The organism is Streptomyces endophyticus (assembly GCF_035798155.1).
GTDB lineage: Bacteria > Actinomycetota > Actinomycetes > Streptomycetales > Streptomycetaceae > Streptomyces > Streptomyces endophyticus.
This window is the reverse complement of record NZ_JAOZYC010000013.1, coordinates 112,277-136,736: the sequence shown is the minus strand read 5'-3', so window position 1 is coordinate 136,736 and position 24,460 is coordinate 112,277. Positions and strand designations below refer to the sequence as shown.

The following is a 24,460-nucleotide window of genomic DNA, read 5'->3' as shown; positions in this document are numbered from 1 at the left end:
CCGCCGGGGCGGCCCCGTCCCGCCGTACATGACGTACGACACCGTGATCGAGCCCCTGCGTCCCCTCCTCGCGGCCGAGGTCCGTGCCGAACTCCCGGGCGTTACCGGCGACCCGGGCGACCTCGAACAGGCCGTCTGGGTCCGCCTCCTGGAACGCCTCGGCACCCACGGTCCACCGGACGACCCGGCCGCCTGGCTCCGCGAGGCGGTCCGCGCCGAGGCCCGCCTCCAGCGGAGTACGGCACTGCGCGAGCTGCCGTACGGCCTGCGGCCCGCCGCCGACCGGGACGCCGCCGACCCCGAATGCCGCGCGCTCACCCAGGAACGCGACCAGGCGCTGCGCAGTGCGGTGCGCCGGCTGCCAGGGCGCTGCCCGCGCCTCATCGGTGCGCTGCTGTCCCCGCAAGACCTCACTTACCGTGAGATCGCGGGTGAGTTGGGTATCTCACAGGGCAGCCTTGGGCCGGAACGTTCCAGATGTCTGGGTTGCCTGCGCAGAATCCTGCCCTCCGAGGTTGCGCTCACGGTCCGTCGGGGAAAAGGGTGAAGGACAACCGGCGAACAGGTGAGCGGGAGGCATGCACACATGGGCATGAGCGTGACCATCTCTGCGGCGACCGAAGCGGATGCCGAGCAGATCCTGAAGTTGCAGTACCTCTGCTACCAGAGCGAGGCGCAGCTCTACGGGGACTACTCGATCGAACCGCTCACACAGTCCCTGGCCTCGATCAGGGCCGAACTCGACAGCGGCACCGTGCTCGTGGCGCGCCTCGGCGACGAGGTGGTGGCCTCCGTGCGCGGCACGATCGACGCCGACGGCACGGCGCACATCAACAAGCTGATCACCCACCCGCGCATGCAGCGGCACGGCCTGGGCGGCCGACTGCTCACCGCCGTGGAGGCCGAGCTGGGTTCGGCGGGCACGACCAAGCGCTTCCAGCTGTTCACCGGCCATCGCAGCGACCACAATCTGCGCCTGTACCGCCAGCACGGCTACGAGCCCGTGTCGACGCAGCGGGTCGACGAGCGCCTCACGTTGGTGACGCTCGCCAAGGACACCGAGGCGAACGCGTTCGCGGCGAGCGCCTGAGGGTCAGCTCTCCGGCTGCTGCCGCTGCAGCACACCCTTGCGCAGCCAGTACATCGCGCTCAGCGGCAGCAGCACCGGGATGAACAGATAGCCCACGCCGAAGTCCGACCACACGGTCGCGTCCGGGAACGCGGACGGCTCCACCAGCGTCCACGTACCGACGATCAGCACACCCGCCAACTCCAGGGCGCAGCACACGAACGCGGCCCGCCGCGCCGTGTCCCCGCCGCGCACCAGCGAGTACGTGATGAAGGCGTACACGAGCCCCGCCACCGCCGACAGCGAGTACGCCAGCGGCGCCTTGTCGAACTCGGTGGAGATCTGCACCGCCGAGCGCGACACGGCCCCGACGACCATCACGCCGTAGAGCCACACGAGAAGCATGCCGGGCCCGCTGATGAGGCGGCTCCGCTTCTGCTCGTCCTTCGCGGTGTCCTTCTTCTCAGCGGTCACAGCCACCTCAGCCTCCCCAGATGTCAAAGAGCCGCACCTCGAGAACGGCGAGCACCACGCCGCCCGCGGCGACCGTCACCGAACCCCAGCGGGTGCGCTCGGCAAGCGACATGAAGCCCGCCGCCGGAACACACGCGAACGCCCCGATCAGATACGCGACGAAGATCGTCGTGCCCTGGTCCGGCTTCTCGCCCCGCGCGAGCTGCACGATCCCGACCACCAGCTGCGCCAGCGCGAGCACCGACACCACGGCCATGCCGATGAAGTGCCAGTCCTTGGTCGGCTGGTCGCGATACGCGGCGAAACCGCACCAGGCCGCGAGCGCCAGCGCGGCGAGACCCGTCACCAGGGTCAGGACATCAAGCATGGCCGTGAGCCTATTACGGGCCAAAAGACCCGATGCGCTCGACCCCGTCATGGCCCGTACCCTCGGGAACCATGAAGATCACCGCTGACGCCCTGCTGTTCGACAACGACGGAACCCTGCTCTCGTCGATGGAGTCGGTGTACCGCTGCTGGACCCGCTGGGCCGAGGAGTACGGGATCACCGCCGAGGCCTTCGCCGCCGTCGAACTGCACGGCCGCCCCGCCGCCGAAATCGCCGCCGACCTGCTGCCCGCCGAGAAGGTCGCGGACGCCGTGAAGCGCATCGAGGAGCTGGAGGTCGAGGACGTGCCGAACGGCGGCACCCACGTCCTGCCCGGCACGCTCGACCTGCTCACCTCGCTGCCCGACGAGAACTGGGCCGTCGTCACCTCCGCCACCCGTCGTCTGGCCGAGGCCAGGCTCGCCGCGGTCGGCATCAGGACGCCGCTGCTCATCGCCGCCGACGACATCACGCACGGCAAGCCCAACCCCGAGCCGTTCCTGCTCGCCGCCGGGAAGCTGGGCGTGGACCCGGAGCGCTGCGTCGTCTTCGAGGACGCCCCGGCCGGTCTCACCGCGGGCCGCGTCGGCGGCATGAAGACCGTGGCGTTGACCACAACGCACGAGGCGGACGAGCTCTCCGCGGACGTCGTGGTGAAGGATCTCTCCGCGGTGTCCGCGCAGGTCACGGACGCGGGTGTGGAGATCACCGCCGCCGTCTGACCCTCCTTGAACGAGCGGCCCCCGCTGTCCGAATACCGGACGGCGGGGGCCGCTCGCGTCCTCACGTCTGCTTTACTTGCCGACATGACCACGACGAGCAGCCGCACCCTTGCGACCGAGGCGACCATGACGCCCGGTGCTGCTTGTATGTGTCGAATGTGCGCCTTCTGAGGGCCCCCATCACGCCTGTTCTCGCGCCCCGAAGCGAGACCCGCGCGCCCTGTTCCGTAGGGAGTGACTCCGCAGGGAGAAACCATTCGCCTACGTGACCGGGTCTGCCCCGCGCACAGCCTCTCCTCACCGGTTCATCCACCTCTGTGAGACCTGTCGCGCGCCCGGAAACTCAAGCCAAGTTCCCGACCGAATGCCCCGTGCCCGGCGCCACCCGTGCCGCGCACTCGACAGCTACGGAAACCCACGTGATCACCACCAAGGGCCTCACCAAGGTCTACCGCTCGCGCGGCCGAGAGGTCACCGCCCTCGACGGCGTCGATCTGCACGTGCGCGAAGGCGAGGTGTACGGCGTCATCGGACAGTCCGGCGCCGGCAAGTCCTCGCTGATCCGCTGCGTGAACCTGCTGGAGCGTCCGACCTCCGGCACCGTGACCGTCGCGGGACAGGACCTCACCGCCCTCGTCGGCCGCGGCTCGCGCGCAGGCAAGGAACTGCGCGAGGCGCGCAGCCGTATCGGCATGGTCTTCCAGCACTTCAACCTGCTGTCCTCGCGGACCGTGCAGGACAACATCGAGCTGCCGCTCGAAATCCTCGGTAAGTCGGGGAAGGAACGTTCCACCAAGGCGCTGGAACTGCTCGACCTGGTCGGCCTCGCCGACAAGGCCAAGTCCTACCCGGCCCAGCTCTCCGGCGGTCAGAAGCAGCGCGTCGGCATCGCCCGTGCGCTCGCAGGCGACCCGAAGGTGCTGCTCTCCGACGAGGCGACCAGCGCCCTCGACCCGGAGACCACCCGCTCGATCCTCCAGCTGCTGCGCGACCTCAACCGGCAGCTCGGCCTGACCGTGCTGCTCATCACGCACGAGATGGACGTCGTCAAGACCGTCTGCGACTCCGCCGCCCTCATGGAGCGCGGGCGGATCGTCGAGTCCGGCACCGTCAGCGAGCTCCTCGCGACGCCCGGCTCCGAGCTCGCCTCCGCGCTCTTCCCGGTCAGCGGCGAGGCCTCCGGCGACGACCGCACCGTCATCGACGTCACCTTCCACGGCGAGTCGACGACCCAGCCGGTCATCTCGCAGCTCTCCCGCACCTACAACGTCGACATCTCGATCCTCGGCGCCGCGATGGACACCGTCGCGGGCAAGCAGGTCGGCCGCATGCGCATCGAACTGCCCGGCCGCTACGACGACAACGTCGTACCGATCGGCTTCCTGCGCGAACAGGGCCTCCAGGTCGACGTCCAGGGCGCCGCGCCCGCCGCTCTGCAGAAGGAAGGTGTCACCAAGTGACCTGGTCGGAGATGCAGCCCCTGCTGTCCCAGGCGTGTTGGGACACCTTCTACATGGTCGGCTGGTCCACGCTGATCGCGATCGTCGTCGGCCTGCCGCTCGGTGTGCTGCTCGTCCTCACGGACCGCGGCGGACTGCTGCAGAACGCGTTCGTGAACAAGGTCATCGGGCAGGTCGTGAACATCGTCCGCTCGATGCCCTTCATCATCCTGATGGTCGCCCTCATGGGCTTCACGCGCGCGGTCGTCGGCACCACCATCGGCCGCGAGGCCGCCATCGTGCCGCTCGCCATCGGCGCCATCCCGTTCTTCGCGCGGCTCGTCGAGACGTCCGTACGCGAGGTCGACGGCGGCCTGATCGAGGCCGTGCAGTCGATGGGCGGCAACACCTGGACCGTCGTACGCAAGGTCCTCGTGCCGGAGTCGCTGCCCTCGCTGATCTCGGCGACCACCACGACGATCGTCGCGCTCATCGGCTACTCGGCCATGGCCGGCACGGTCGGCGCGGGCGGCCTCGGTGACATCGCGATCCGCTACGGCTACCAGCGCTTCGAGGCCAACCTGATGTGGATCACGGTGGCGATCCTCGCCGTCGTCATCTCGCTCATCCAGTTCGCGGGCGACAGCGGCGCCCGGGTCCTGCACCGCCGCGCGGGCAAGGGCGGCGACCCGATCCGCTTCAACCTCTTCGCCGGCCGTACGGCCGTGACCGCCACCAAGTCCGGCTGAATCCCGTTCTCCCCGTCCTGTCCGGCGGGTTGCACCACTGATGGAAAGGCACTTTTCGTGCGTAACACCACCAAGATCACCGCAGCTGTCCTCGCCACCGGCGCCCTCACCCTGGGTCTGACCGCCTGCGGCTCCGACAAGGCCGACACCAAGGCCAAGGCCTCCGACCCGTTGGTCGTCGCCGCGACTCCCGTCCCGCACGCCGAGATCCTCAACTTCATCAAGAAGGACCTGGCGAAGAAGGAAGGCCTCAAGCTCGAGGTCAAGGAGTTCACCGACTACGTCACGCCGAACAACGCCACCGAGGACGGTTCGGTCGACGCCAACTACTTCCAGACGACGCCCTACCTGGAAGACTTCAACAAGAAGAACGGCACGCACCTCAAGTCGGTCGCCACCGTCCACCTGGAGCCGCTCGGCCTCTACTCGCAGAAGGCCAAGAAGCTCGAAGGGCTCAAGAAGGGCGGCACCGTCGCCCTCCCGAACGACGCCGACAACGAGAGCCGCGCGCTGCGCTTCCTCGCCGCCAATGACCTGATCACCCTCAAGAAGGGCTCGGAGTCCGCCGCGACCCCGCAGGACATCGCGAAGAACCCGAAGGACCTCCAGTTCAAGGAGGTCGAGGCGGCGCAGACCCCGCGCTCCCTCAAGGACGTCGACGCCGCGGTGATCAACGGCAACTACGCCATCGGTGCGGACCTCAGCCCCGCCAAGGACGCCCTCGCCCTGGAGTCCACGAAGAACAACGAGTACAACAACGTGCTCGCCATCAAGGACGGCAACCAGGACGACCCGCGCATCAAGAAGCTCGCGAAGCTCCTGACGTCGCCCGAGGTGAAGAAGTTCATCGAGGACAAGTACAAGGGCTCGGTGCTCCCCTCCTTCTGATGTCCATTTCCTTGAAGTCCACGATTCCCGCCGCCGTGATCGCCGGGGCACTCGTCCTCGGCCTCACGGCCTGCGGTTCAGACAAGGCGGACGCGAGCGAGAAGCTGGTCGTCGGGGCCACCCCGACCCCGGCCGGCGAAGTCCTCACGTACGTACAGAAGAACCTGGCGAAGAAGGCCGGACTCGACCTGGAGATCAAGGAGTTCACGGACTACGTCCTGCCGAACACCGCGCTCCAGCAGGGCGACCTCGACGCCAACCTGTTCCAGCACACGCCGTACCTGAAGGACTTCAACAAGTCCAAGGGCACGACGCTCGCGCCGGTCACCCAGATCTATCTGCCGCCGCTCGGCTTCTACTCCAAGAAGACGAAGGACGTCACGAAGCTGCGCGCCGGGGCGACCGTCGCGCTGCCGAACGACATCACCAACGAGGGCAGGGCGCTCGAACTCCTCGCCTCCCAGGGCGTGATCGGGCTCAAGAAGGGCGCCGGTCTGAACGCGACGCCCAAGGACGTCGCGAAGAACCCCAAGGGGCTCAAGTTCAAGGAGCTCGAAGCGGCCCAGCTGCCGCGCTCGTTGGACGATGTCGATGTGGCCGCCGTCAACAACAACTTCGCGATGGACGCGGGACTGAACCCGAAGAAGGACGCCATCCTTCTGGAGTCCGTCAAGGACAACCCGTACAACAACATCCTCGCCGTCAAGAAGGGCGAAGAGGACGACCCGCGGGTCAAGAAGCTGGCGAAGCTGCTGACTTCACCCGAGGTCAAGAAGTTCATCGAGACCAAGTACAAGGGTTCGGTGCTCCCCGTCTGAGGGACCCGCTGCACGCCCTTCCATGGGGGCCGTTCCTGGCAACAGGGGCGGCCCCCATGTGCAGTTACGTGCCTTCATGCTGCATGCTGGGCAGTTCACGAGGCCCGACGCGAAGGTAGAAGGCCAACGAAGGTTACGGAGCGGCGCATGACGAACACCTTCCCCAGGATCTCCATCAGTACGGAGCGCTTGGTGCTGCGTCCGCTCGACGAGGACGACGTACCCGCGCTCACGGAGATGATGAACGACGAGCTGGTCACCGCCTGGACGTCGGTGCCGCAGCCGTTCACGGAGGAGGGTGCCCGCCGCTGGATCGCCGAGGACGTGCCGAGGCGGCGGGCGCGCGGCGCCGGACTCGACCTCGCCGTCACCGAGTTCCTCACCCAGCGGCTCGTCGGCACCGTCCGGCTCACCAACACCGACTGGCACGTGCGGTCCACCGAGCTCTCGTACATCGTCGCCCCCTGGGCACGCGGTGAGGGCTACGCCTCCGAGGCCGCGCTCGCCACGGCCCAGTGGCTCTTCCGCGACCAGCGCCTGGAGCGCATCGAACTGCGCACCGCCGCCGACAACACCGCGGCCCAGCAGGTCGCCCAGAAGATCGGCTGCATCAGCGAGGGCGTCCTGCGCAACGCGTGCATAGCGCGTACGCGCACCGAGGACGGCGGCCTCGCCGAGGCCCGCACGGACTTCATCGTGTGGAGCCTGCTGCCCGAGGACCTGGAGGGCGTCACCGAGCAACTGGCGGAGGCCGGGGGTTTCACCTCCTTCTCGGACTGGAACTGACCTCACGGGCGGTCGACAGGCCGGGCAGGTACGCTCACGGTGCCCCGACCCCGGCGGCACCCTTGACCTCCGTGCCGCATGGGCACGTACGTACCCGAGCACACCCTGGAGACTGACGACGATGGCCGACCGGGTCACGGTGATCGGCTGGGACGGTTCGCCGCTGACGGAAGCGGCCCGCTCAGCACTCGGTGCGGCCACGCTCGTGGCGGGCGCCGCGCACCACCTGGCGCTGCGCGAAGTGCCCGAGCGCGCCGAGCGCGTCCGGCTCGGCAGCGTGGCCCTCGCCGCCCGCCGCATCGCAGGCCACCGCGGCACCGCCGTCGTGCTCGCGGACGGCGACCCCGGCTTCTTCGGCGTCGTACGCACCCTGCGCGCGCCCCAGTACGGCCTTGAGGTCGAGGTCGTGCCCGCCGTGTCCTCGGTCGCCCAGGCGTTCGCCCGAGCGGGCATGCCATGGGACGACGCGCAGGTGGTCGTCGCACACCGTCGCACCCTGCGACGCGCGGTGAATGTGTGCCGCGCCCACACCAAGGTCGCCGTCCTCACCTCACCGGGCGCCGGGCCCGCCGAACTGGGCCTGTTGCTGGAGGGCGTCCACCGCACCTTCGTCATCTGCGAGGAGCTCGGCACCGACCGCGAACAGGTCACCGTCGTCACCTCCGACAAGGCCGCCGACCACGCGTGGCGCGACCCCAATGTCGTCATCGTCATCGGAGGCCCGGTCACCGGCGCCTCGGAGAACGGGGGCTGGCTGGCCGGCGGCGACCCCGACGCGGGACCGCGCGGCTGGGCCCTGCCCGCGCACGAGTACGCGGGACCGTTCGGCGAGGGCGAGACCGAACTGCTGCGCGCCGCCCAACTGGCCCGCCTGGGGCCGCGCGCGGGCGACCTCGTGTGGGACATCGGCTGCGGCAGCGGAGCGTTCACCGCGGAGGCCGGGCGGTTCGGTGCGGCCGTCATCGCCGTCGACCGGGACGCCGACGCCTGCGCCCGCACCCTCGCCGTCGCCCGGCGCTTCGGCGTCCAGGTCCAGATCGTGAACGGCACCGCCCCGCACGACCTCGAAGACCTCCCGGAGCCCGACGTCGTCCGCGTCGGGGGCGGGGGAGCGGCCGTCGTGTCGGCCGTCGCGGACCGGCGCCCCGCCCGCATCGTCACGCACGCCGCGACACGCGACGACGCCGAACTCATCGGCAGGGACCTGACGGAGCACGGATACGACGTCGAGTGCGCCCTCCTGCAATCCGTCGAACTGGACACTCGTGCCTGGACGGAGAAGGAGCGGACCGTGGGGTTCCTCCTCTCCGGGCGCCTCCCCGTCCGCCACCCGTGAGCCGGGCGGCGCGCCGCGCGCGGTAGGCTGGCCGATCGTTGTACCGCACCGGGACGTTCGGTTCTTCGTACGCCAATGTCCCGAAAACGCACCACTTTTGAGGTGCGTGTGGTACGGCAGCGACCGGAGGATGCGCAACGTGGCGCAGTCCACAGAAGGCCATGGTCGAACTACGTTCCGTGGCCGCGGTCCGACCGGGACAATGCCTGTTGTCCGGAGCGGTTCGTGCCGCGCGGCGCGTGCGCTCGTTCTTGTTGACGGGCGGTCGACGTGTCGCCCCGGACGGCGAAACAGTCAAGCGTGAAGGCGCTCGCAGTTCCGGCGGACGGCCGGGGGCGGCCAGGAAGTTCTCATTCGATGGGCGAGGGGTAGGCATGACCGACACCGGTCAGGTTCCGGGCGAAGGGCTGCCGGAGGACGCAGGTACGGCGGAGCCGCCGGGCGTTCCCGCACCCGGCGCGTACACCTACCTCGATCCCTCCGACGCCACGGCCGAGGACGACGAGATCCTTCTGATGCCCGGTTCGCAGGGCGCCTGGGGGCAGCCGCAGGCGCAGCCCACGGACCAGAGCCACAGCCAGGGGCAGGGCCAGCAGTACGCCCAGGCCCAGGCCCAGCCCCGTCGTCCGCTGCACATGGGACCGGCCGTTCCCGACACCAACGGCAGCCCTGTTCGCTCGCTCGCCGACCGCGGCCCCGCCCAGCAGGCCCCGATGCCGACCCGCCAGTCGGGCCCGCCCACCACCGGCCCGGAGTACCTGGACATCCCGCCGCAGGGCGCCGCCCCGTGGCAGCCGGCCCAGGCGCAGCAGGCGCCGGCCCCCGCAGAAACGGTCGCTCCGCAGTACGCGCAGCCCGAAACGCCCGCGCACGCCCAGGAGTTCGCCCAGGTCGGCGCGTACGCGGGCCAGGCCCCGTACGCCGCGCACGAGCACGGCCAGGGCGGCTACGACCACCCGCAGCAGCCGGACTACGCGGCGCACGGATACGCCCAGCAGCCCGCCGCGAACCAGACCCTCGGCCAGTTCGTCCCGGTGGACGGCATCATCCCCACGACCCCGCACCTGGCGCCGACCCCGCCGCAGCCGATGGTGGTCCCACCACTCCCGGAGGAGCAGTCCCCGGAGGGCGCGCAGGACTCCGCTCAGCAGCAACTCGGCGTCGACGAGCAGTACGCCGCGGCCGGGCAGGAGGGTGCTGCCCCGCGGAAGGCCGGCGCCGGTCGGCAGAGCGTGAGCCGCCGTCGGGTCGCGGCCGACCAGCAGAGTGTGGGGGGCCCACAGGGCGCTACCGCGCAGGAGTTCGGCGCGGGTCGGCAGGCCGCGACCTCGCAGGAGTCCGGCGCCGGCCAGGAAGGTGTGGCGGGTCGACTGGGCACGGTGGAGCAGCAGACCGCTGTCGGCGAGCAGCCTGTTCCCGACACGTCGGGCGCGGTCGACCAGCAGGACACCGCGGCCCGGCACGACCAGCAAGTCCTCGGCGACCCGCAAGGCGTGGCCGACCTCCAGGCCACTGCCGACCAGCAGCCCGCAGGCGACGACGCAGACGCGGCCGACCGACAGGCCGCTGCCGGTCAGCAGCCCGTGGGCGGCCAGCAGGCCGCCGCCGAACCGCAAGCCGTTGGCGATCACGCTGCCGCTGCCGGGCAGCATGCCGCTGCTGGACAGCAGGCCACCGCCGACCAGGCAGGCGATGCCGACCTGAATGCTGTTGCTGGCCAGCAGGCCGGTGGCGACCCCGCAGGTGTGGCCGACCTCCAGGCCGCTGCTGGGCAGCAGCCCGTGGGCGGTCAGTCAGCCGCTGCCGAGCCGCAAGCCGTTGGCGATCACGCTGCCGCTGCCGGGCAGCAGGCGGCAGGCGACCGTGTAGGCGCAGCGGACCAGCATGCCGCCGCCGGGCAGCATGCCGCTGCGGGGCAGCATGCCGCTGCGGGGCAGCATGCCGCTGCGGGGCAGCATGCCGCTGCGGGGCAGCAGGCCACCGTCGACCAGCAGGCCACCGTCGACCAGCAGACCGCTGGCGACCAGGCAGGCGATGCCGACCTGAATACTGTTGCTGGCCAGCAGGCCGCTGGCGATCACGCAGCCGTTGCTGGTCAGCAGCCCGCAGGCGACCACGCAGGTGTGGCCGACCTCCAGGCCGCTGCCGAGCAGCAGCCCGTGGGCGGCCAGCCGGCCACTGCCGAACCGCAAGCCGCAGGCGACCACGCAGCCGCCGTCGGGCAGCAGCCCGCAGGCGACCACACAGGCGCGGCCGACAGACAGGCCGCTGCCGGGCAGCAGCCCGTTGGTGACCAGCAGGCCGCCGGCGATCACGCAGGTGTGGCCGACAGACAGGCCGCTGCCGGGCAGCAGCCCGTGGGTGGCCAGCAGGCCACTGCCGCCCCGCAAGTCGATGGCGATCACGCAGAATTCGCCGACCAGCAGGCCGCTGCCGGTCAGCAAGCCGCTGGCGACTACGTAGGCATCGCCGCCCATCAAGCCGCAGGCGATCACGCAGCCGCAGCCGACCAGCAGGTCGCGGCTGACCAGCGAGCCGCTGGCGACTACGTAGACGCCGCCGCTCATCAAGCCGCAGGCGACCAGCAGGCCGCTGGCGACCGCCAGGCCGCTGCCGACCAGCAGTCCACCGCCGACCACCTGGCTACCGCCGACCAGCAGGCCGCTGCCGGTCAGCCGTCCACCGCCGACCACCCGGCTCACGCCGACCAGCAGGCCGCAGCTGACCCGCACTTCGCCCCCGGTCAGCCGGACCTCGCCGCCCCCCAGGCCGTTATCGACCCGCAGGATCCGCACGCCATGGCCAACCAGCAGTCCGCCGAACAGGCGCCCGTGGGCGACGAGTCGGTCGCCCCCGAGAACGTCGCGCAGTGGGGTGCCCCGGGCCCCGAATCCGCCGAGGTCCCCCCGGAGGGAGCCGCGAGCGTGCCCGCCCCGCGGGAAGGCGACTCCGGCGCGATCCCGCTGCCCGAGGCCGCCGACACCGAGGACCCCGCGGAGCAGACCGTCACGCCCGCCGAGCTGACGGGCGAGCCCGAGCACCTCGCGCCGGAGCGCGAGGCGCACCCCGCCGCTCCCGCCTACGACGACACCGAGCGCGAGGCGGTGCTGCGCGTGATGCGCGAGCGCCGCGACATCCGCAACGGCTTCCGCAGCGACCCGATCCCGCACGAGGTGCTGCTGCGCGTCCTGGAGGCGGCCCACACGGCGCCGTCCGTGGGCCACTCGCAGCCCTGGGACTTCGTGGTCATCCGCTCCGCGGACACCCGCCGCGCGATGCACGAACTGGCCATGCGGCAGAAGGACGCGTACGCCAAGTCCCTGCCCAAGGGCCGCGCGAAGCAGTTCAAGGAACTGAAGATCGAGGCCATCCTCGACACCCCGGTGAACATCGTCGTCACCGCCGACCCGACCCGCGGCGGCCGCCACACACTGGGCCGTCACACGCAGCCGCAGATGGCCCCGTACTCCTCCGCGCTCGCGGTCGAGAACCTGTGGCTCGCGGCCCGCGCCGAGGGCCTCGGCGTCGGCTGGGTCAGCTTCTTCGACGAGCGCGAGATGGTCCGCTCCCTCGACCTGCCGGAACACCTCGAAGTCGTGGCGTACCTCTGCGTCGGCTACGTCGACGAGTTCCCGGAGGAGCCGGAGCTGATGCAGGCCGGCTGGTCCAAGCGCCGCCCGCTCTCCTGGGTCGTGCACGAGGAGACGTACGGCCGCCGCGCCCTGCCCGGCGAGGACCCGCACGACCTGCTCGCGGAGACCGTCTCCAACATCCGCCCGCTGGACGCCAAGGCGCTCGGCGAGGCGTGGGAGCGGCAGAAGCGGATGACGAAGCCCCCGGGCGCGCTCGGCATGCTGGAGATCATCTCCGCCCAGCTGTCCGGCCTGTCCCGCATGTGCCCGCCGCCGATCCCGGAGCCCGCCGCCGTCGCGATCTTCGCCGGTGACCACGGTGTGCACGCCCAGGGCGTCACCCCCTGGCCGCAGGAGGTGACCGGCCAGATGGTCGCCAACTTCCTGGGCGGCGGCGCGGTCTGCAACGCGTTCGCGAGCCAGGTCGGCGCCGAGGTCTGCGTCATCGACGTCGGCGTGGCCGGCGAACTCCCCGCCACGCCCGGCCTGTTGCCCCGCAAGGTCCGCGCCGGCACCGCCGACATGACGACGGGCCCCGCCCTGACCCGCGAAGAGGTCAAGGAAGCCATCGAGGTCGGCATCGAGACGGCCCGCGACCTCGTGGCGGCCGGCAACAAGGCGCTGCTGACCGGCGAGATGGGCATCGCGAACACCACCGCGTCCGCCGCCCTGATCTCCGTCTACACCGAGGTCGACCCCGCCGAGGTGACCGGTCGTGGCACCGGCATCAACGACGAGACGCACGCCCGCAAGGTCGAGGTCGTACGCCGCGCCCTCGACCTGCACAAGCCCGACCCGGCCGACCCGATCGGCGTCCTCGCGGCGGTCGGCGGCCTGGAGCACGCGGCCATGGTCGGCCTGCTCCTGGGCGGCGCCTCGCTGCGTACCCCGGTGATCCTCGACGGTGTCAGTGCCGGTGCGGCCGCCCTGGTCGCCCGCGCCGTCGCCCCCGAGGTCCTCGCCGCCTGCATCGCGGGCCACCGCAGCGCCGAGCCCGGCCACGTCGCCGCGCTCAACAAGCTGGGCCTGCGCCCGCTCGTCGACCTGGACCTGCGCCTCGGTGAGGGCACCGGAGCCCTGCTGGCCCTGCCGATCGTGCAGAGCGCGGCCCGCGCGATGCACGAGGTGGCCACGTTCGACTCGGCCGGTGTCACCGAGAAGTAGTTCGGTACGTGGACGTGGGGGCGCCAAGATGTGGCGCCCCCACGTAGTCTGACCTGCACATCAACGGGAGCTCCAGCGCCGAAGCCCCCTCACAGCCCGCCCGAGGAGCAGCGCCTCATGCCCGCCGCACAGCACCCCGCCTACCCGGTAGGACTCCGCCTCACCGGCCGCAGGACCGTCGTCATCGGCGGCGGCCAGGTAGCCCAGCGCCGCCTCCCGGCCCTCATCGCGGCGGGCGCCGACATCACCCTGATCTCCCCCTCGGCCACCCCCTCCGTCGAGGCCATGGCGGACGCCGGCGAGCTGACCTGGGTCAGGCGCCGCTACGAGCACGGCGACCTCGCCGACGCCTGGTACGTCCTGATCGCCACGGCCGACCGCACGGCCAACGACGAGGCCTCCGCCGAGGCCGAGGCGGACCGCACCTGGTGCGTCCGCTCCGACGACGCCGAGGCCGCCACCGCCTGGACCCCGGCCACCGGCCGCACCGAGGGCGTCACGATCGCGGTCCTGTCCACCGAGGCCGCCGACCGCGACCCGCGCCGCACCGCCGCCGTCCGCGACGCCCTCGTCGAGGCCCTGCGCGACGGCACGGTCAGCACCGAGCGCACCCGCACCCCCGGCGTCGCCCTCGTCGGCGGCGGCCCCGGCGACCCGGACCTCATCACCGTGCGCGGCCGCCGCCTCCTCGCCGAGGCCGACGTCGTGATCGCCGACCGGCTCGGCCCGCGCGACCTCCTCGACGAACTCCCGCCGCACGTCGAGGTGATCGATGCCGCGAAGATCCCGTACGGCCGCCAGATGGTCCAGGAGGCCATCAACCAGGCCCTGATCGACCACGCCAAGCAGGGCAAGGCCGTGGTCCGGCTCAAGGGCGGCGACCCGTTCGTCTTCGGCCGCGGCATGGAGGAGGCCCAGGCGCTCGCCGCCGAGGGCATCCCGGTCACGGTCGTCCCCGGCATCTCCAGTTCCATCAGCGTCCCCGGCGCGGTCGGCATCCCGGTCACCCACCGCGGCGTCGCCCACGAGTTCACCGTCGTCAGCGGCCACGTGGCGCCGGACGACGAGCGCTCCCTGGTCGACTGGGAGGCGATGGCGAAGCTGACCGGCACCCTCGTGATCCTCATGGGCGTCGACAAGATCGCAAAGATCGCCGAGGCCCTCGTCGCGTACGGCAAGGCCCCCGACACCCCCGTCGCCCTCGTCCAGGAAGGCACGACGGCGGCCCAGCGCCGCGTCGACGCCACCCTCGCGACGGTCGGCGAAAGGGCCGTCTCCGAAGGGGTCAGGCCGCCGGCCGTCATCGTGATCGGCGACGTGGTGCGCGAGGGACCAAAAAAGTAACCAGCGGTAACACAACTCGTTCCGAGCCGTTGGCACCACACCCAGAACAAGGCAGTATCGACCCGTGGCTGAACCCCAAGGTCTCATCACCATCGATGACCCCGACGACCCGCGCCTGTCCGACTACACGGGCCTGACCGACGTAGAACTGCGTCGCAAACGCGAACCGGCCGAGGGCCTGTTCATCGCCGAGGGCGAGAAGGTCATCCGGCGCGCCAAGCTCGCCGGGTACGAGATGCGCTCGATGCTGCTGTCCGCGAAGTGGGTCGACGTCATGCGCGACGTCATCGACGAGGTCCCCGCCCCGGTCTACGCGGTCGCCCCCGACCTCGCCGAACAGGTCACCGGCTACCACGTGCACCGCGGCGCCCTCGCCTCCATGCAGCGCAAGCCGCTGCCGACGGCCGACGAACTCCTCACCACCGCCCGCCGCGTGGTCGTCATGGAGTCGGTCAACGACCACACCAACATCGGCGCGATCTTCCGAAGCGCCGCCGCCCTCGGCATGGACGCGGTCCTGCTCTCCCCGGACTGCGCCGACCCGCTCTACCGCCGCTCCGTGAAGGTCTCCATGGGCGCGGTCTTCTCCGTGCCGTACGCGCGTCTGGACGCCTGGCCGAAGTCCCTGGAGACGGTCCGCGACGCCGGCTTCGAACTCCTCGCGCTCACCCCCGCCGAGCAGGCCAAGTCCCTGGACGAGGTGGCGCCGCACCGCATGGACCGCGTCGCGCTGATGCTCGGCGCGGAGGGCGACGGTCTGTCGACCAAGGCCCTGATGGCGGCGGACGAATGGGTCCGCATCCCGATGGCCCACGGAGTCGACTCGCTCAACGTGGGCGCGGCGGCCGCCGTCGCGTTCTACGCGGTGGCGACGGGCCGCCCCGAACTCTGACGCACAGGCTCTCAGCCTTCGGGAGGGCTCTGCGTAAGCGGCAGCGCCTGCGCGGACGTCGTCCTCTGTACGTCGCTGTCACCGAGGCCGCGCGTCGGCCCCTGGCAGCCCTGCGCCGCCGCGATCGCCAGCGCCACGAGCAGCGTCACGACGACGAACACGAAGAGCCGCTGCCGCAGCAGCCGCGGATTCGCGGGCCGCAGCTTCTTGCCGCCGCCCGTGCCGTTCGTGCGCGGCGCCGGGCGCCCCGCACCGCTGCGCGGCCCGGACCTGCTGTTGCCCGGGCGGCTGTTGGTGTTCCGAGCGGGCGCCGACCCGTTGCTCCTGCCGTTGCTGGGGCGCGACGTCGGAGTCCCCGGCTGCGTACGCCGCTGGGTGCGCTGCCCCTCGTGGGTGTCGGCGAGCCGTCCCGTCGGGCGGTCCTGCTCGGCGGCGCGCGGCGCGGGCGGGCGCGGCTCCGCGGCGATGCCCTGCGCCTCACGGGCCGCGATCTCCTTGAGCCGCAGCGACAGTTGCAGCGTGCTGGGCCGCTCCTCCGGGTCCTTCGCGAGGCACGCGCGCAGCAGCGGCGCGAGCGCGTCCGGCACCCCGGCCAGCTGCGCCTCCTCGTGCACCACCCGGTAGAGCATGACCTCGGAACTGCCGTGCCCGAAGGGCGAGTCACCCATGGCCGTGTACGCGAGCGTGGCCCCCAGGGCGAACACATCGGTCGCGGGCGTCACGGTGGCGCCCCGCACCTGCTCGGGCGCGAGGAAGCCGGGGGAGCCGACAGCGGTGCCCACGTGGGTCAGTGTCGAGGCGCCGGTCGCCCACGCGATACCGAAGTCGATGATCCGCGGCCCCTTCGGGGACAGCAGGATGTTGGACGGCTTGAGGTCGCGGTGCACGACCCCGGCCTCATGGACGGCGACGAGCCCTTCGGACAGCGCGGCACCGACGGCCGCCACGTCCGAGGCGGCCAGCGGACCCTCCTCGGCCACCTTGTCGTGCAGCGAGGGACCCGGCACGTACTGCGTCGCGAACCACGGCCGCTCCGCCTCCAGATCGGCGGCGACGAGCCGGGCGGTGCAGCCGCCCCGGATCCGCCGGGCGGCGGACACCTCGCGCGCGAACCGCGAGCGGAACTCCTGGTCCTCCGCCAGATCAGGCCTGATCACCTTGAGCGCGACCCGCTGGCCACGCCGGTCGGACCCGAGGTAGACCACGCCCATCCCGCCGGCCCCGAGGCGTCTGTGAAGCCTGAACGAGCCGACGACGCGCGGGTCCTCGCGCCTCAGGCGCATCATCGCCATGTTCATCCCCGCTGCTGCCCGGTCCGTCTGACGAGCCACAGCTTACGTTTTCGCGCACGGCGGCGCGCAAAGGCCGCGCCCTCGTGGCCGATTCGATTGTCAGTGCTCGGTGGGAAACTTGAAGGGTGGTCAGGGAGCGCGGGAGCGGGGCGGCTTGTCGCGGGCCCGCAAGCCAACAGGGCGGCGTTAAAGGGGGATTGGACCCATGAAGGGTGACCGGGTCGAGATAGTCGTGGATGCCGGGGACACGACGCGTACGTACGAGGTGACGGCGGGCCGGGCGGGTCGAAGGGTGGAGACGGCGGTGCGCAGAGGGGTGGTGGAAGTGAGCGAAGTCACCCGTTCCGGATCTGTGGTGCGCACCGCGCGCTTCATGGCGACCAGGGTGCTGGCGCTGGTGGAACACCCGGTCCCGCGCGAGGAGCCCGCCGAGCGGGAGGCCCGCGTCGGCCGCCCCCTCGGGGATGACCCCGAGGTCTAGGGCCCTTCTGACGGATCAGGCTGGACGCGGACGGCGTCAATGGGCGGTGCAGGCGAGTGGGGTCTGGTGCGTGCAGCTGCAAGGCGGAGGAGGGCGTCAACGCGGAGCGTTGGCAACCGACGACAACGCCGCAGATGGGCGTGCCAGGGCCCACGACTCCGGCAAGATCCGTCAGAAGGGCCCTAGGTCCTCGTCTCCACCCAGGGGAGTACGTCGGCCGGAGGTGGTCATCCTCCGGGAGGCCCGGCAATCGGTACGAGGGCATGACGTCTCACGCGCCCGCCGCTCGTAGATTTGAGGTCAAGCGGCGGGTGCAGCACTCGTCCCCCGAGGTCAGGTACCCGCCGCTTGCCAAGGCGCAAGAACTCGACAGACGCAAGAACTCAAGATTTCGACCGGGAGAGGACCATGGCGGACACGGCACCGCGGACGACAGCGTTCCGCACAGCGGCCCGCAGGGCGGGCCTTTTCGGTGGCCCCGCGACCGACCGCCGGCATCCGCTGGTGGCCGCGGCCATGGTTCTCCCTCTCGCGGCCCTTCTCGTCGTCGTTTTCGGCGGCTGGGACGCGGTGGTCACACAGGCGTCGTCCGTGGGCGTGATGCTGGGGCGCTGAGCGGCGCTCCCAGGCCCGGAAGAGCGGTCCGGGCGGGGACATCCGGCCATGAAACCCCGTGGGGACGGGGGTGCGGCGGACGGCACAAATGCTGCGCGCAGCTGGGGAGCTGCGCGCAGCATTATTTTGTGCGGGCCGCCCCCGTAGGCTGCGGCCGTGACCACGCTCATCGTTCCCGCGCTCAGGGCCGAGGCCCGGGGTGCGGCCCATCCGTCGGGGATCGCCTGCGTATGCGGCGCCACGACCCTCGCCGACCGCCCCGACGCCACGGTGGTCCGGCACGGCGACACCGTCGCCAAGGCGCACGCCCCCGACACCGACCCGGCCGAGCTGAACCTGCGGCTGACCGTGGCCGCCCACCCGGCCCTGGCCGGCGTACTGCTGCGGCCGCTGCGCCCGACGGCCGCCGCCCTGGACGACCGGCTCGTCACGTTCTGGCCGCACGGCACCCCCGTGGACCCGGACCACCCGGAGCACGCCCCCTGGGACGCCGTGGGCGCCCTCCTCGCCCGCCTGCACTGCACCCCGGCGCACGAACTGCCGCCCGCGCTCCCGCCCATGCGCGGCCCGCTCAAGGCGGCCCGCGCCGTGGCCCGCCTCCAGACCTCGGCGCCCGGCCACCCGGCCGCCCGGCCGATCCTCGACGCCTGGCACACCCTGCCGCCCTGGGCCCGCGCCGAAGCCCCGTACGAGCACGCGAGCACCCTCTGCCACGGCGATCTGCACCTCGGCCAGCTGGTCAGCCACCCCGCCGACTCCGCCGCGTGGACGCTCATCGACGTCGACGACCTCGGGATCGGCGCCCCTGCCTGGGACTTGGCCCGCCCCGCCGCCTGGTTCGCCTGCGGACTGCTGTCCGCCGAGGACTGGACCATCTTCCTCGGCGCGTACCAACGCACAGGCGGCGCAAAGGAGCTGAGCGTCCCCGACCCCTGGCCAGCCCTGGACGTACCCGCCCGCGCCCTGACCGTGCAGACCGCCGCGCTCGCCGTCGCGAAGGCCACCGACGCGGGCCGGGCGCTCGACGAGGTGGAGGAGGCGGTGATCGAGGCCTGTGCCCGGATGGCTTCGGTCCCGCCGCAGTTGGAGGGCGATTCGGCCAAGTAGGGTGCGGGGGAAGGAAGCCGGGAAGTGTTCCGGCGAAGCAGCACCGAACGGCAGGGAGTTGAGCCGAGCATGCAGTGTCCGAAGTGTCACGCACCGATGCACACGTACAACCGCAATGGCGTCCAGATCGAGCAGTGCAGCGGGTGCCGCGGGATATTCCTGGACTACGGCGAGCTGGAGTCGCTGACCCGCATGGAGTCGCAGTGGCAGCAGCAGGCTCCGCCCCCGCCCGCCCCCCAGGGCTACCCGGCCCCGGCCCCCGCGGCCCCGGCGTGGGGAGCCCCGCACCACGGCGGTCACCACGGGCACCACGGTCACCACAACCGTGGCTTCGGTCGGATGCTGTTCTCCTCCTGACATGAAGAAGCCCCCGGCCACGAGGACCGGGGGCTTCTTGCTGGTGCGCGATACTGGGATTGAACCAGTGACCTCTTCCGTGTCAGGGAAGCGCTCTCCCGCTGAGCTAATCGCGCGGGAACCCACAGGGGGCAGTGGACGATACTGGGATTGAACCAGTGACCTCTTCCGTGTCAGGGAAGCGCTCTCCCGCTGAGCTAATCGTCCGGGATGGAAGCCTTGCGGCTTCAGTGCGCGATACTGGGATTGAACCAGTGACCTCTTCCGTGTCAGGGAAGCGCTCTCCCGCTGAGCTAATCGCGCTTGGAGGTGGAGACGGGATTTGAACCCGTGTAGACGGCTTTGCAGGCCGTTGCCTCGCCTCTCGGCCACTCCACCAGGAGCGTAGGGGTTCGGGAAGATCCCCCACATCCTGAGCGAACGACCGGGTTCGAACCGGCGACCTCAACCTTGGCAAGGTTGCGCTCTACCAACTGAGCTACATTCGCGTGTCTTTCCGGTCGGCTTCCGCGTCCCGGCGACGTGTTGAACTCTAGCGGATTCCTGGGCCAGTACAAAAACGCGTTTGCGCAGCGTGCTGCGGTGCCACCGACGAAGGTCCTGCTCAGTTGGGCCCGTCGTCATCGGCCATAGACTCGAAGGCGTGCACGACCTCCCTGCTCTGGCCCGCTTCGGCGGGCTCGTCGCGACCGATCTGCGCGACGTCACCAGCGATCCCGCGGCCCTCGACTCCACCGGTTTCTGGGCCGTCTGCGCCGATTTCGAGGGCCGCCTCGTCTGCGCCCGCTTCGCTACCGTGCGCAAGGAACCGGTGCCCGCCCCGCGGCCCGGCGCCTGGCCCGGACCTGCGCCGACGCACTGGACGACGTCACTCGATCACGCCGCGTACACGGAAGGCGTGCGGCGCATCCGCGCCCACATCGCGACCGGCGAGGTCTACCAGGCCAACCTCTGCCGCGTGCTGTCCGCGCCCATCTCCCCCTACGCCGACGTGGACGCCCTCACCGCCCTCCTCGCCCGCGGGAACCCCGCTCCGTACGCGGGCACCATCCGGCTCCCCGGCCACGGCGTGGAGGTCGCGACGGCCTCGCCCGAGCTGTTCCTGCGCAGGGACGGCCGGGTCGTCGAATCCGGGCCGATCAAGGGGACCGGGCGCACCGAGGCGGACCTCCTCGACAAGGACCACGCCGAGAACGTGATGATCGTGGACCTGGTCCGTAACGACCTGGGCGTCGTCTGCGCCACCGGCAGCGTGACCGTTCCGGAACTGTGCGTGGTCGAGAAGCACCCGGGCCTCGTCCACCTCGTCTCCACCGTGCGCGGCGAGCTGCCCGAGACGGCCGGCTGGCCCGAGCTCCTCGACGCCGCGTTCCCGCCCGGCTCCGTCACCGGCGCCCCGAAGTCCAGCGCCCTGCGGATCATCGCCGACCTGGAGACGGCGCCGCGCGGCCCGTACTGCGGCGGCATCGGCTGGGTGGACGCGGACCGAGGGAGCGGGGAACTGGCCGTCGGGATCCGGACGTTCTGGATGGACCGCGGCGCCGACGGCGTTTTCCTGCGCTTCGGCACCGGCGCCGGGATCACCTGGGGCTCCGACCCGGAGCGGGAGTGGCGGGAGACCGAGCTGAAGGCGGCGCGGCTGTTGGCGGTAGCGTCGGGAACGTACGTACCAGAACAGTGAGAGGCAAGGACCCGTGAAGATCTGGCTCGACGGCCGGCTGCAGGACACCGAGGCGGCGCGCGTCTCCGTCTTCGACCACGGGCTCACCGTGGGCGACGGCATCTTCGAAACGGTGAAGGCCGTCGAAGGGGAGCCCTTCGCGCTCACCCGCCACCTCGACCGGCTCGCCCGCTCGGCCCGCGGGCTCGGCCTGCCCGAGCCCGACCTCGACGAGGTGCGCCGTGCCTGCGCCGCCGTCCTGGAGGCCAACCCGATGGCCCTCGGGCGCCTGCGCATCACCTACACCGGCGGCCTCTCGCCGCTCGGCTCCGACCGCGGCGACCACGGCACCACTCTCGTCGTCGCCCTCGGCGAGGTCACGCGACGCCCCGACACCACCGCCGCGATCACCGTCCCCTGGACCCGCAACGAGCGCGGCGCCCTCGCGGGCCTGAAGACCACCTCGTACGCGGAGAACGTCGTCGCGCTGGCCCGCGCCCGCGAACACGGCGCGTCCGAGGCACTGTTCGCGAACACGGTGGGACAGCTGTGCGAGGGCACGGGCTCCAACGTCTTCGTCGTCCTCGACGGCGAGATCCACACCCCGCCGCTCGCCGCGGGCCCGCTGGCCGGCATCACGCGCGCCCTGGCCGTCGAATGGACGGGCGCCAAGGAGACGGACCTGCCGCTGTCGGTGCTCTCGGAGGCCGACGAGGTGTTCCTGACGTCGACGCTGCGCGACATCCAGGCCGTGCACCGCGTCGACGACCGGAACCTGGCGGACGCACCGGGCCCCGTCACCGCGAAGGCGATGCGTGTGTGGGACGAGCGGGCAGCAGACCGGCTCGACCCGTGCTGATTTCTTTCGGGGGGTAACCCCCGAACCCCCAGCCGGAACGACAGCCCACCCGGAGCGGCCGGGACGGGCGGGCAGCAGAGCGACCGGACTCGTAAATCCGTTGTCGCGTCGGGGGCGCGTACGGGTACAACACCCGTGATGACCACGACCCTGCGGCCGACCGAGCCGCTCCAGCGCACCCCCGACGGTTCGCGGCGCCGCCACTACGCGGTGTGTGTGAACAGCCGCCCCGTCGGCGCCCTGCACCTCGCCACGCACCCGGTCTTCGGCCCGTCCGTCGCCCAGATAATCGAGCTGCGCATCGACGAGAAGGACCGGGGGCGCGGCCGCGGCACCGTCGCGGCGCTCGCCGCCGAGGAGGTCGCCCGCTCCTGGAACTGCCGCCGCGTCGAGCTGACCGTCCCCGCCGACGCGCAGGGCATGCTCCGCCTCGCGGGCGCCCTCGGCTACGTGGAGCGCAACCGGAACATGGCGAAGGCCCTGCCCGAACAGCCACCCGGCCTCCCCGAAGGCAGCGTGGGGCGGCGCATGACGGAGGCCGAGTACGGGCCGTGGCTCGCGCACACCAAGGCCGCGTACGCACGCACCTGGGTCGAGCGCGGCGCCACCGAGGAGGAGGCCCGCCAGAAGGCGGAGCACGATCACACCGCGCTGCTCCCGGAGGGCGTCGCCACCCCGGACGTCCTGCTCAGCGTGTTGGAGCAGGACGGCGAGCGGGTCGGAACGCTCTGGGTGGCACAGCGCCCCGACGGGGCGTTCGTCTTCGACGTCGAGGTGTCCGCCGAGCACCGGGGGCGCGGCCACGGGCGCTCGCTGATGCTGCTCGCCGAGGCCGACTCGATCGCCGCGGGCGCCACCCGGATCGGCCTCAACGTCTTCGCGCGCAACGAGGCCGCCCTGTGCCTGTACGAATCGCTCGGCTACGAGCCGACCGGCCACTACCTCTACAAACAGCTGCAGTGAGGCTCAGGCCCGCTCGGCGAGGAGCCGGTCCGCGATCGCCTCGATCCGCTCGCGCAGCCCTTCCTGGCTCTTTCCGCCGTGCAGAAGCTCCCCGCCGATCTCGTACGTGGGCGTACCGGTCACGCCGATGACCTTGCCCTCGGCCTGGTCGGCGTCGACGATCAGGATGTGCCGGCCGTCGACCAGCGCGGTGTCGAACTCCTCGGCGTCCAGGCCGAGTTCGCCCGCCACCTCGACGAGGAACGGCTCGCCCTTGCGGTCGAACTCCTCGACCCGCCCGAGCACGGCCTCCACGTACGGCCACCCCTTGCCCTGCGCGAACGCCTCCTCGGCGGCCTGCGCACCGGCGAAGGAGTGCTTGTGCTTCTCGAGCGGGAAGTGCCGCAGGCGCAGCTCGACGCGGTCGCCGTAGCGCTCGCGCAGCGCGCGGAGGTCGTCCAGGGCCGAGCGGCAGTCGGGGCACTGCAGCTCGCACCACACGTCAAGGATCGGGTTCGGGGCGTTCATGGGATCAAGTCTCCCAGGACTGTCCGCCGCGCCCCAACCTGGACCTGCGGAGGAGCGGCGACCCCGAGATGTCCCCCAGATGTGGCCGAGGTGGGCCCCGGACATGGCCCGCGGACCCCCGGGCGGTGCAGGATGGGAGGGGGAAGCGCCCCATGATGTCCGAACTCGGGAGGACCGGATGATTGCCGAGACCGTGTGTTCCGCCGTTGCCGTGGCGGGCCTGGGCATCGCCGGGGTTCTCGCCTTCCGCAAGCGGTTCCTCAAGGCCGCCCGCACCGCCGCCTACGCCCTCGTACCGCTGGGCCTGGTGATGACGGGCGCGGTCGAGTGGATCGTGGACACGGCGTTCAGTCCGACCGCCTGGGCCGGCTTCGGCGTGCTCGGCGTCGCCTGGCTGATGTTCATGGGGACGCGGGCCGTCGAGAGGCGCCGCTCCGGCCGCTCCGGCAAGGAGCGCGAGGCCGCCATCGCCCCCGCGGCGTCGGCGCCCTCTCTCGGCGAGAGCCGGCGCCCCACGCCCGCGGTGCAGCCGAAGCAGCCGAAGCAGGCGAAGGCCGAGCCCGCGGAGGACTTCAGCGACATCGAGGCGATCCTCAAGAAGCACGGCATCTGACGCCAACCGGCGGATGCCGCCCGCTGTCACGGGTTGTCGTGAACTGCCCCCCAAAAGTGGTGGGTTGAGTGACCGTCACCCGGTAAGTGCGCCATCATCGCGACGAGATGCTGGACACACCGCAGCTGCCCGACCAGCTGGACGCCGACCAGGGGCAGGCGCCTCCCAGTGAGCCCGCGCCGCCCGTTCCCGTACGAACCGAGAAGCGGACCGAGAGCCCGCGCGGCTGCCTCTTCGCGCTCTCCCAACCCCCGCTGATGATCTTCCTGGGGGTGATCGGCAGCCTGCTCCTGATGGCCGCGCTGCACGACCTGCTGCTGCTGTGA

General features: G+C 71.4%; 26 protein-coding genes, 5 tRNA genes and 1 pseudogene. 21 read left to right on the top strand and 11 right to left on the bottom strand.

Going from position 1 to position 24,460, the window contains the following annotated elements:
• Positions 1 to 28: 28 nt before the first annotated feature.
• Together OKJ99_RS03970 and OKJ99_RS03965 are read left to right on the top strand one after the other, a co-directional pair.
• Positions 29 to 547, top strand: coding sequence for an RNA polymerase sigma factor (locus tag OKJ99_RS03970; protein WP_326014310.1), 519 nt, complete (start codon positions 29 to 31; stop codon positions 545 to 547).
• Positions 548 to 586: 39 nt separating this feature from the next.
• Positions 587 to 1,090: a GNAT family N-acetyltransferase gene (locus tag OKJ99_RS03965; RefSeq protein ID WP_326014309.1), complete on the top strand. Its 504-nt coding sequence runs from the start codon at positions 587 to 589 to the stop codon at positions 1,088 to 1,090.
• Between the two features lie 3 nt (positions 1,091 to 1,093).
• Here OKJ99_RS03965 and OKJ99_RS03960 read toward each other — a convergent pair whose 3' ends face one another.
• Positions 1,094 to 1,570, bottom strand: coding sequence for a hypothetical protein (locus OKJ99_RS03960; protein ID WP_407700640.1), 477 nt, complete (start codon positions 1,568 to 1,570; stop codon positions 1,094 to 1,096).
• A complete protein-coding gene (locus tag OKJ99_RS03955; RefSeq protein ID WP_267071092.1) occupies positions 1,551 to 1,910 on the bottom strand; it encodes a hypothetical protein in 360 nt (119 codons plus the stop codon). The genes OKJ99_RS03960 and OKJ99_RS03955 overlap by 20 nt, the downstream gene beginning before the upstream one ends.
• A 71-nt stretch (positions 1,911 to 1,981) precedes the next feature.
• Between OKJ99_RS03955 and OKJ99_RS03950 the strand changes: the two genes are divergently transcribed.
• The 7 genes from OKJ99_RS03950 (at position 1,982) to cbiE (ending at position 8,648) form a co-directional block, all read left to right on the top strand.
• The gene (locus tag OKJ99_RS03950; RefSeq protein ID WP_326014308.1) at positions 1,982 to 2,632 is read left to right on the top strand and encodes an HAD-IA family hydrolase; all 651 of its coding nucleotides are present in this window, start codon (positions 1,982 to 1,984) and stop codon (positions 2,630 to 2,632) included.
• A 419-nt stretch (positions 2,633 to 3,051) separates the two neighbouring features.
• Entirely contained in the window at positions 3,052 to 4,092 is a 1,041-nt protein-coding gene (locus tag OKJ99_RS03945) for a methionine ABC transporter ATP-binding protein (RefSeq protein ID WP_326014307.1), read from the top strand.
• Positions 4,089 to 4,820 carry a methionine ABC transporter permease gene (locus tag OKJ99_RS03940; RefSeq protein WP_326014306.1) on the top strand — a complete coding sequence of 244 codons (732 nt, stop codon included), beginning with the start codon at positions 4,089 to 4,091 and terminating at the stop codon, positions 4,818 to 4,820. Before OKJ99_RS03945 ends, OKJ99_RS03940 begins: the two co-directional genes overlap by 4 nt.
• Before the next feature lie 57 nt (positions 4,821 to 4,877).
• Positions 4,878 to 5,708, top strand: a complete 831-nt coding sequence (locus OKJ99_RS03935; RefSeq protein WP_326014305.1) for a MetQ/NlpA family ABC transporter substrate-binding protein — start codon at positions 4,878 to 4,880, stop codon at positions 5,706 to 5,708.
• On the top strand, positions 5,708 to 6,526 hold the full coding sequence (locus OKJ99_RS03930) for a MetQ/NlpA family ABC transporter substrate-binding protein (RefSeq protein WP_326014304.1): 819 nt from the start codon (positions 5,708 to 5,710) through the stop codon (positions 6,524 to 6,526). Before OKJ99_RS03935 ends, OKJ99_RS03930 begins: the two co-directional genes overlap by 1 nt.
• 147 nt (positions 6,527 to 6,673) lie before the next feature.
• A complete protein-coding gene (locus tag OKJ99_RS03925) occupies positions 6,674 to 7,312 on the top strand; it encodes a GNAT family N-acetyltransferase (protein WP_326014303.1) in 639 nt (212 codons plus the stop codon).
• Between the two features lie 121 nt (positions 7,313 to 7,433).
• Complete coding sequence (gene cbiE / locus OKJ99_RS03920) at positions 7,434 to 8,648, top strand: precorrin-6y C5,15-methyltransferase (decarboxylating) subunit CbiE (protein WP_326014302.1); 1,215 nt, start codon at positions 7,434 to 7,436, stop codon at positions 8,646 to 8,648.
• A gap of 350 nt (positions 8,649 to 8,998) precedes the next feature.
• Here cbiE and OKJ99_RS03915 read toward each other — a convergent pair whose 3' ends face one another.
• Entirely contained in the window at positions 8,999 to 10,300 is a 1,302-nt protein-coding gene (locus OKJ99_RS03915; protein ID WP_326014301.1) for a hypothetical protein, read from the bottom strand.
• Between the two features lie 141 nt (positions 10,301 to 10,441).
• A complete protein-coding gene (locus OKJ99_RS03910) occupies positions 10,442 to 11,443 on the bottom strand; it encodes a hypothetical protein (protein ID WP_326014300.1) in 1,002 nt (333 codons plus the stop codon).
• 270 nt (positions 11,444 to 11,713) lie between these two features.
• Here OKJ99_RS03910 and cobT point away from each other — a divergent pair.
• The 3 genes and pseudogenes from cobT to OKJ99_RS03895 all read left to right on the top strand — a co-directional run.
• A pseudogene (cobT, locus tag OKJ99_RS03905) lies at positions 11,714 to 13,444 on the top strand (nicotinate-nucleotide--dimethylbenzimidazole phosphoribosyltransferase); the annotation flags it as partial.
• Between the two features lie 117 nt (positions 13,445 to 13,561).
• Positions 13,562 to 14,788 carry a uroporphyrinogen-III C-methyltransferase gene (cobA, locus tag OKJ99_RS03900; protein ID WP_326014298.1) on the top strand — a complete coding sequence of 409 codons (1,227 nt, stop codon included), beginning with the start codon at positions 13,562 to 13,564 and terminating at the stop codon, positions 14,786 to 14,788.
• Between the two features lie 64 nt (positions 14,789 to 14,852).
• On the top strand, positions 14,853 to 15,680 hold the full coding sequence (locus tag OKJ99_RS03895) for a TrmH family RNA methyltransferase (RefSeq protein WP_326014297.1): 828 nt from the start codon (positions 14,853 to 14,855) through the stop codon (positions 15,678 to 15,680).
• An 11-nt stretch (positions 15,681 to 15,691) separates the two neighbouring features.
• Here OKJ99_RS03895 and OKJ99_RS03890 read toward each other — a convergent pair whose 3' ends face one another.
• Entirely contained in the window at positions 15,692 to 16,978 is a 1,287-nt protein-coding gene (locus OKJ99_RS03890) for a serine/threonine-protein kinase (protein WP_326014348.1), read from the bottom strand.
• 199 nt (positions 16,979 to 17,177) lie between these two features.
• On the opposite strand from OKJ99_RS03890, the gene OKJ99_RS03885 reads away from it, so the two are divergent.
• The 4 genes from OKJ99_RS03885 (at position 17,178) to OKJ99_RS03870 (ending at position 19,532) form a co-directional block, all read left to right on the top strand.
• On the top strand, positions 17,178 to 17,453 hold the full coding sequence (locus OKJ99_RS03885; RefSeq protein ID WP_326014296.1) for a hypothetical protein: 276 nt from the start codon (positions 17,178 to 17,180) through the stop codon (positions 17,451 to 17,453).
• A 408-nt stretch (positions 17,454 to 17,861) separates the two neighbouring features.
• The gene (locus OKJ99_RS03880) at positions 17,862 to 18,068 is read left to right on the top strand and encodes a hypothetical protein (RefSeq protein ID WP_326014295.1); all 207 of its coding nucleotides are present in this window, start codon (positions 17,862 to 17,864) and stop codon (positions 18,066 to 18,068) included.
• A gap of 156 nt (positions 18,069 to 18,224) precedes the next feature.
• Complete coding sequence (locus OKJ99_RS03875; RefSeq protein WP_326014294.1) at positions 18,225 to 19,175, top strand: phosphotransferase family protein; 951 nt, start codon at positions 18,225 to 18,227, stop codon at positions 19,173 to 19,175.
• Positions 19,176 to 19,244: 69 nt separating this feature from the next.
• A complete protein-coding gene (locus OKJ99_RS03870) occupies positions 19,245 to 19,532 on the top strand; it encodes a TFIIB-type zinc ribbon-containing protein (protein ID WP_326014293.1) in 288 nt (95 codons plus the stop codon).
• A 41-nt stretch (positions 19,533 to 19,573) separates the two neighbouring features.
• On the opposite strand, the gene OKJ99_RS03865 is transcribed toward OKJ99_RS03870, so the two are convergent.
• From OKJ99_RS03865 to OKJ99_RS03845, 5 genes are all read right to left on the bottom strand, one after another.
• A tRNA-Val gene (locus OKJ99_RS03865) sits at positions 19,574 to 19,648 on the bottom strand.
• Between the two features lie 19 nt (positions 19,649 to 19,667).
• Positions 19,668 to 19,739: transfer RNA gene (locus OKJ99_RS03860), tRNA-Val, on the bottom strand.
• Between the two features lie 24 nt (positions 19,740 to 19,763).
• Positions 19,764 to 19,835, bottom strand: a tRNA-Val gene (locus OKJ99_RS03855).
• Position 19,836: 1 nt separating this feature from the next.
• A tRNA-Cys gene (locus OKJ99_RS03850) sits at positions 19,837 to 19,910 on the bottom strand.
• Positions 19,911 to 19,947: 37 nt separating this feature from the next.
• Positions 19,948 to 20,020, bottom strand: a tRNA-Gly gene (locus tag OKJ99_RS03845).
• A gap of 155 nt (positions 20,021 to 20,175) precedes the next feature.
• Between OKJ99_RS03845 and OKJ99_RS03840 the strand changes: the two genes are divergently transcribed.
• From OKJ99_RS03840 to OKJ99_RS03830, 3 genes are all read left to right on the top strand, one after another.
• Complete coding sequence (locus OKJ99_RS03840) at positions 20,176 to 21,213, top strand: chorismate-binding protein (protein WP_326014292.1); 1,038 nt, start codon at positions 20,176 to 20,178, stop codon at positions 21,211 to 21,213.
• A gap of 13 nt (positions 21,214 to 21,226) precedes the next feature.
• A complete protein-coding gene (locus OKJ99_RS03835) occupies positions 21,227 to 22,051 on the top strand; it encodes an aminotransferase class IV (RefSeq protein ID WP_326014291.1) in 825 nt (274 codons plus the stop codon).
• A 138-nt stretch (positions 22,052 to 22,189) separates the two neighbouring features.
• Positions 22,190 to 23,014 carry a GNAT family N-acetyltransferase gene (locus OKJ99_RS03830; RefSeq protein ID WP_326014290.1) on the top strand — a complete coding sequence of 275 codons (825 nt, stop codon included), beginning with the start codon at positions 22,190 to 22,192 and terminating at the stop codon, positions 23,012 to 23,014.
• 3 nt (positions 23,015 to 23,017) lie between these two features.
• Here OKJ99_RS03830 and OKJ99_RS03825 read toward each other — a convergent pair whose 3' ends face one another.
• On the bottom strand, positions 23,018 to 23,521 hold the full coding sequence (locus OKJ99_RS03825) for a DsbA family protein (protein ID WP_326014289.1): 504 nt from the start codon (positions 23,519 to 23,521) through the stop codon (positions 23,018 to 23,020).
• A gap of 178 nt (positions 23,522 to 23,699) precedes the next feature.
• Here OKJ99_RS03825 and OKJ99_RS03820 point away from each other — a divergent pair, with 178 nt between their 5' ends.
• Together OKJ99_RS03820 and OKJ99_RS03815 are read left to right on the top strand one after the other, a co-directional pair.
• Positions 23,700 to 24,134, top strand: a complete 435-nt coding sequence (locus tag OKJ99_RS03820) for a DUF2306 domain-containing protein (RefSeq protein ID WP_326014288.1) — start codon at positions 23,700 to 23,702, stop codon at positions 24,132 to 24,134.
• Positions 24,135 to 24,241: 107 nt separating this feature from the next.
• Positions 24,242 to 24,460, top strand: coding sequence for a hypothetical protein (locus OKJ99_RS03815; RefSeq protein WP_326014287.1), 219 nt, complete (start codon positions 24,242 to 24,244; stop codon positions 24,458 to 24,460).

Coding starts and splice junctions, on each gene's coding strand:
- OKJ99_RS03915 (WP_326014301.1), bottom strand. CDS start 10,300: ATGCTGCCCGGCAGCGGCAGCGTGATCGCCAACGGCTTGCGGTTCGGC.
- OKJ99_RS03870 (WP_326014293.1), top strand. CDS start 19,245: ATGCAGTGTCCGAAGTGTCACGCACCGATGCACACGTACAACCGCAAT.
- cobA (WP_326014298.1), top strand. CDS start 13,562: ATGCCCGCCGCACAGCACCCCGCCTACCCGGTAGGACTCCGCCTCACC.
- OKJ99_RS03820 (WP_326014288.1), top strand. CDS start 23,700: ATGATTGCCGAGACCGTGTGTTCCGCCGTTGCCGTGGCGGGCCTGGGC.
- OKJ99_RS03825 (WP_326014289.1), bottom strand. CDS start 23,521: ATGAACGCCCCGAACCCGATCCTTGACGTGTGGTGCGAGCTGCAGTGC.
- OKJ99_RS03955 (WP_267071092.1), bottom strand. CDS start 1,910: ATGCTTGATGTCCTGACCCTGGTGACGGGTCTCGCCGCGCTGGCGCTC.
- OKJ99_RS03965 (WP_326014309.1), top strand. CDS start 587: ATGGGCATGAGCGTGACCATCTCTGCGGCGACCGAAGCGGATGCCGAG.
- OKJ99_RS03930 (WP_326014304.1), top strand. CDS start 5,708: ATGTCCATTTCCTTGAAGTCCACGATTCCCGCCGCCGTGATCGCCGGG.
- OKJ99_RS03885 (WP_326014296.1), top strand. CDS start 17,178: ATGAAGGGTGACCGGGTCGAGATAGTCGTGGATGCCGGGGACACGACG.
- OKJ99_RS03970 (WP_326014310.1), top strand. CDS start 29: ATGACGTACGACACCGTGATCGAGCCCCTGCGTCCCCTCCTCGCGGCC.
- OKJ99_RS03815 (WP_326014287.1), top strand. CDS start 24,242: ATGCTGGACACACCGCAGCTGCCCGACCAGCTGGACGCCGACCAGGGG.
- cbiE (WP_326014302.1), top strand. CDS start 7,434: ATGGCCGACCGGGTCACGGTGATCGGCTGGGACGGTTCGCCGCTGACG.
- OKJ99_RS03925 (WP_326014303.1), top strand. CDS start 6,674: ATGACGAACACCTTCCCCAGGATCTCCATCAGTACGGAGCGCTTGGTG.
- OKJ99_RS03950 (WP_326014308.1), top strand. CDS start 1,982: ATGAAGATCACCGCTGACGCCCTGCTGTTCGACAACGACGGAACCCTG.
- OKJ99_RS03830 (WP_326014290.1), top strand. CDS start 22,190: ATGACCACGACCCTGCGGCCGACCGAGCCGCTCCAGCGCACCCCCGAC.
- OKJ99_RS03880 (WP_326014295.1), top strand. CDS start 17,862: ATGGCGGACACGGCACCGCGGACGACAGCGTTCCGCACAGCGGCCCGC.
- OKJ99_RS03890 (WP_326014348.1), bottom strand. CDS start 16,978: ATGAACATGGCGATGATGCGCCTGAGGCGCGAGGACCCGCGCGTCGTC.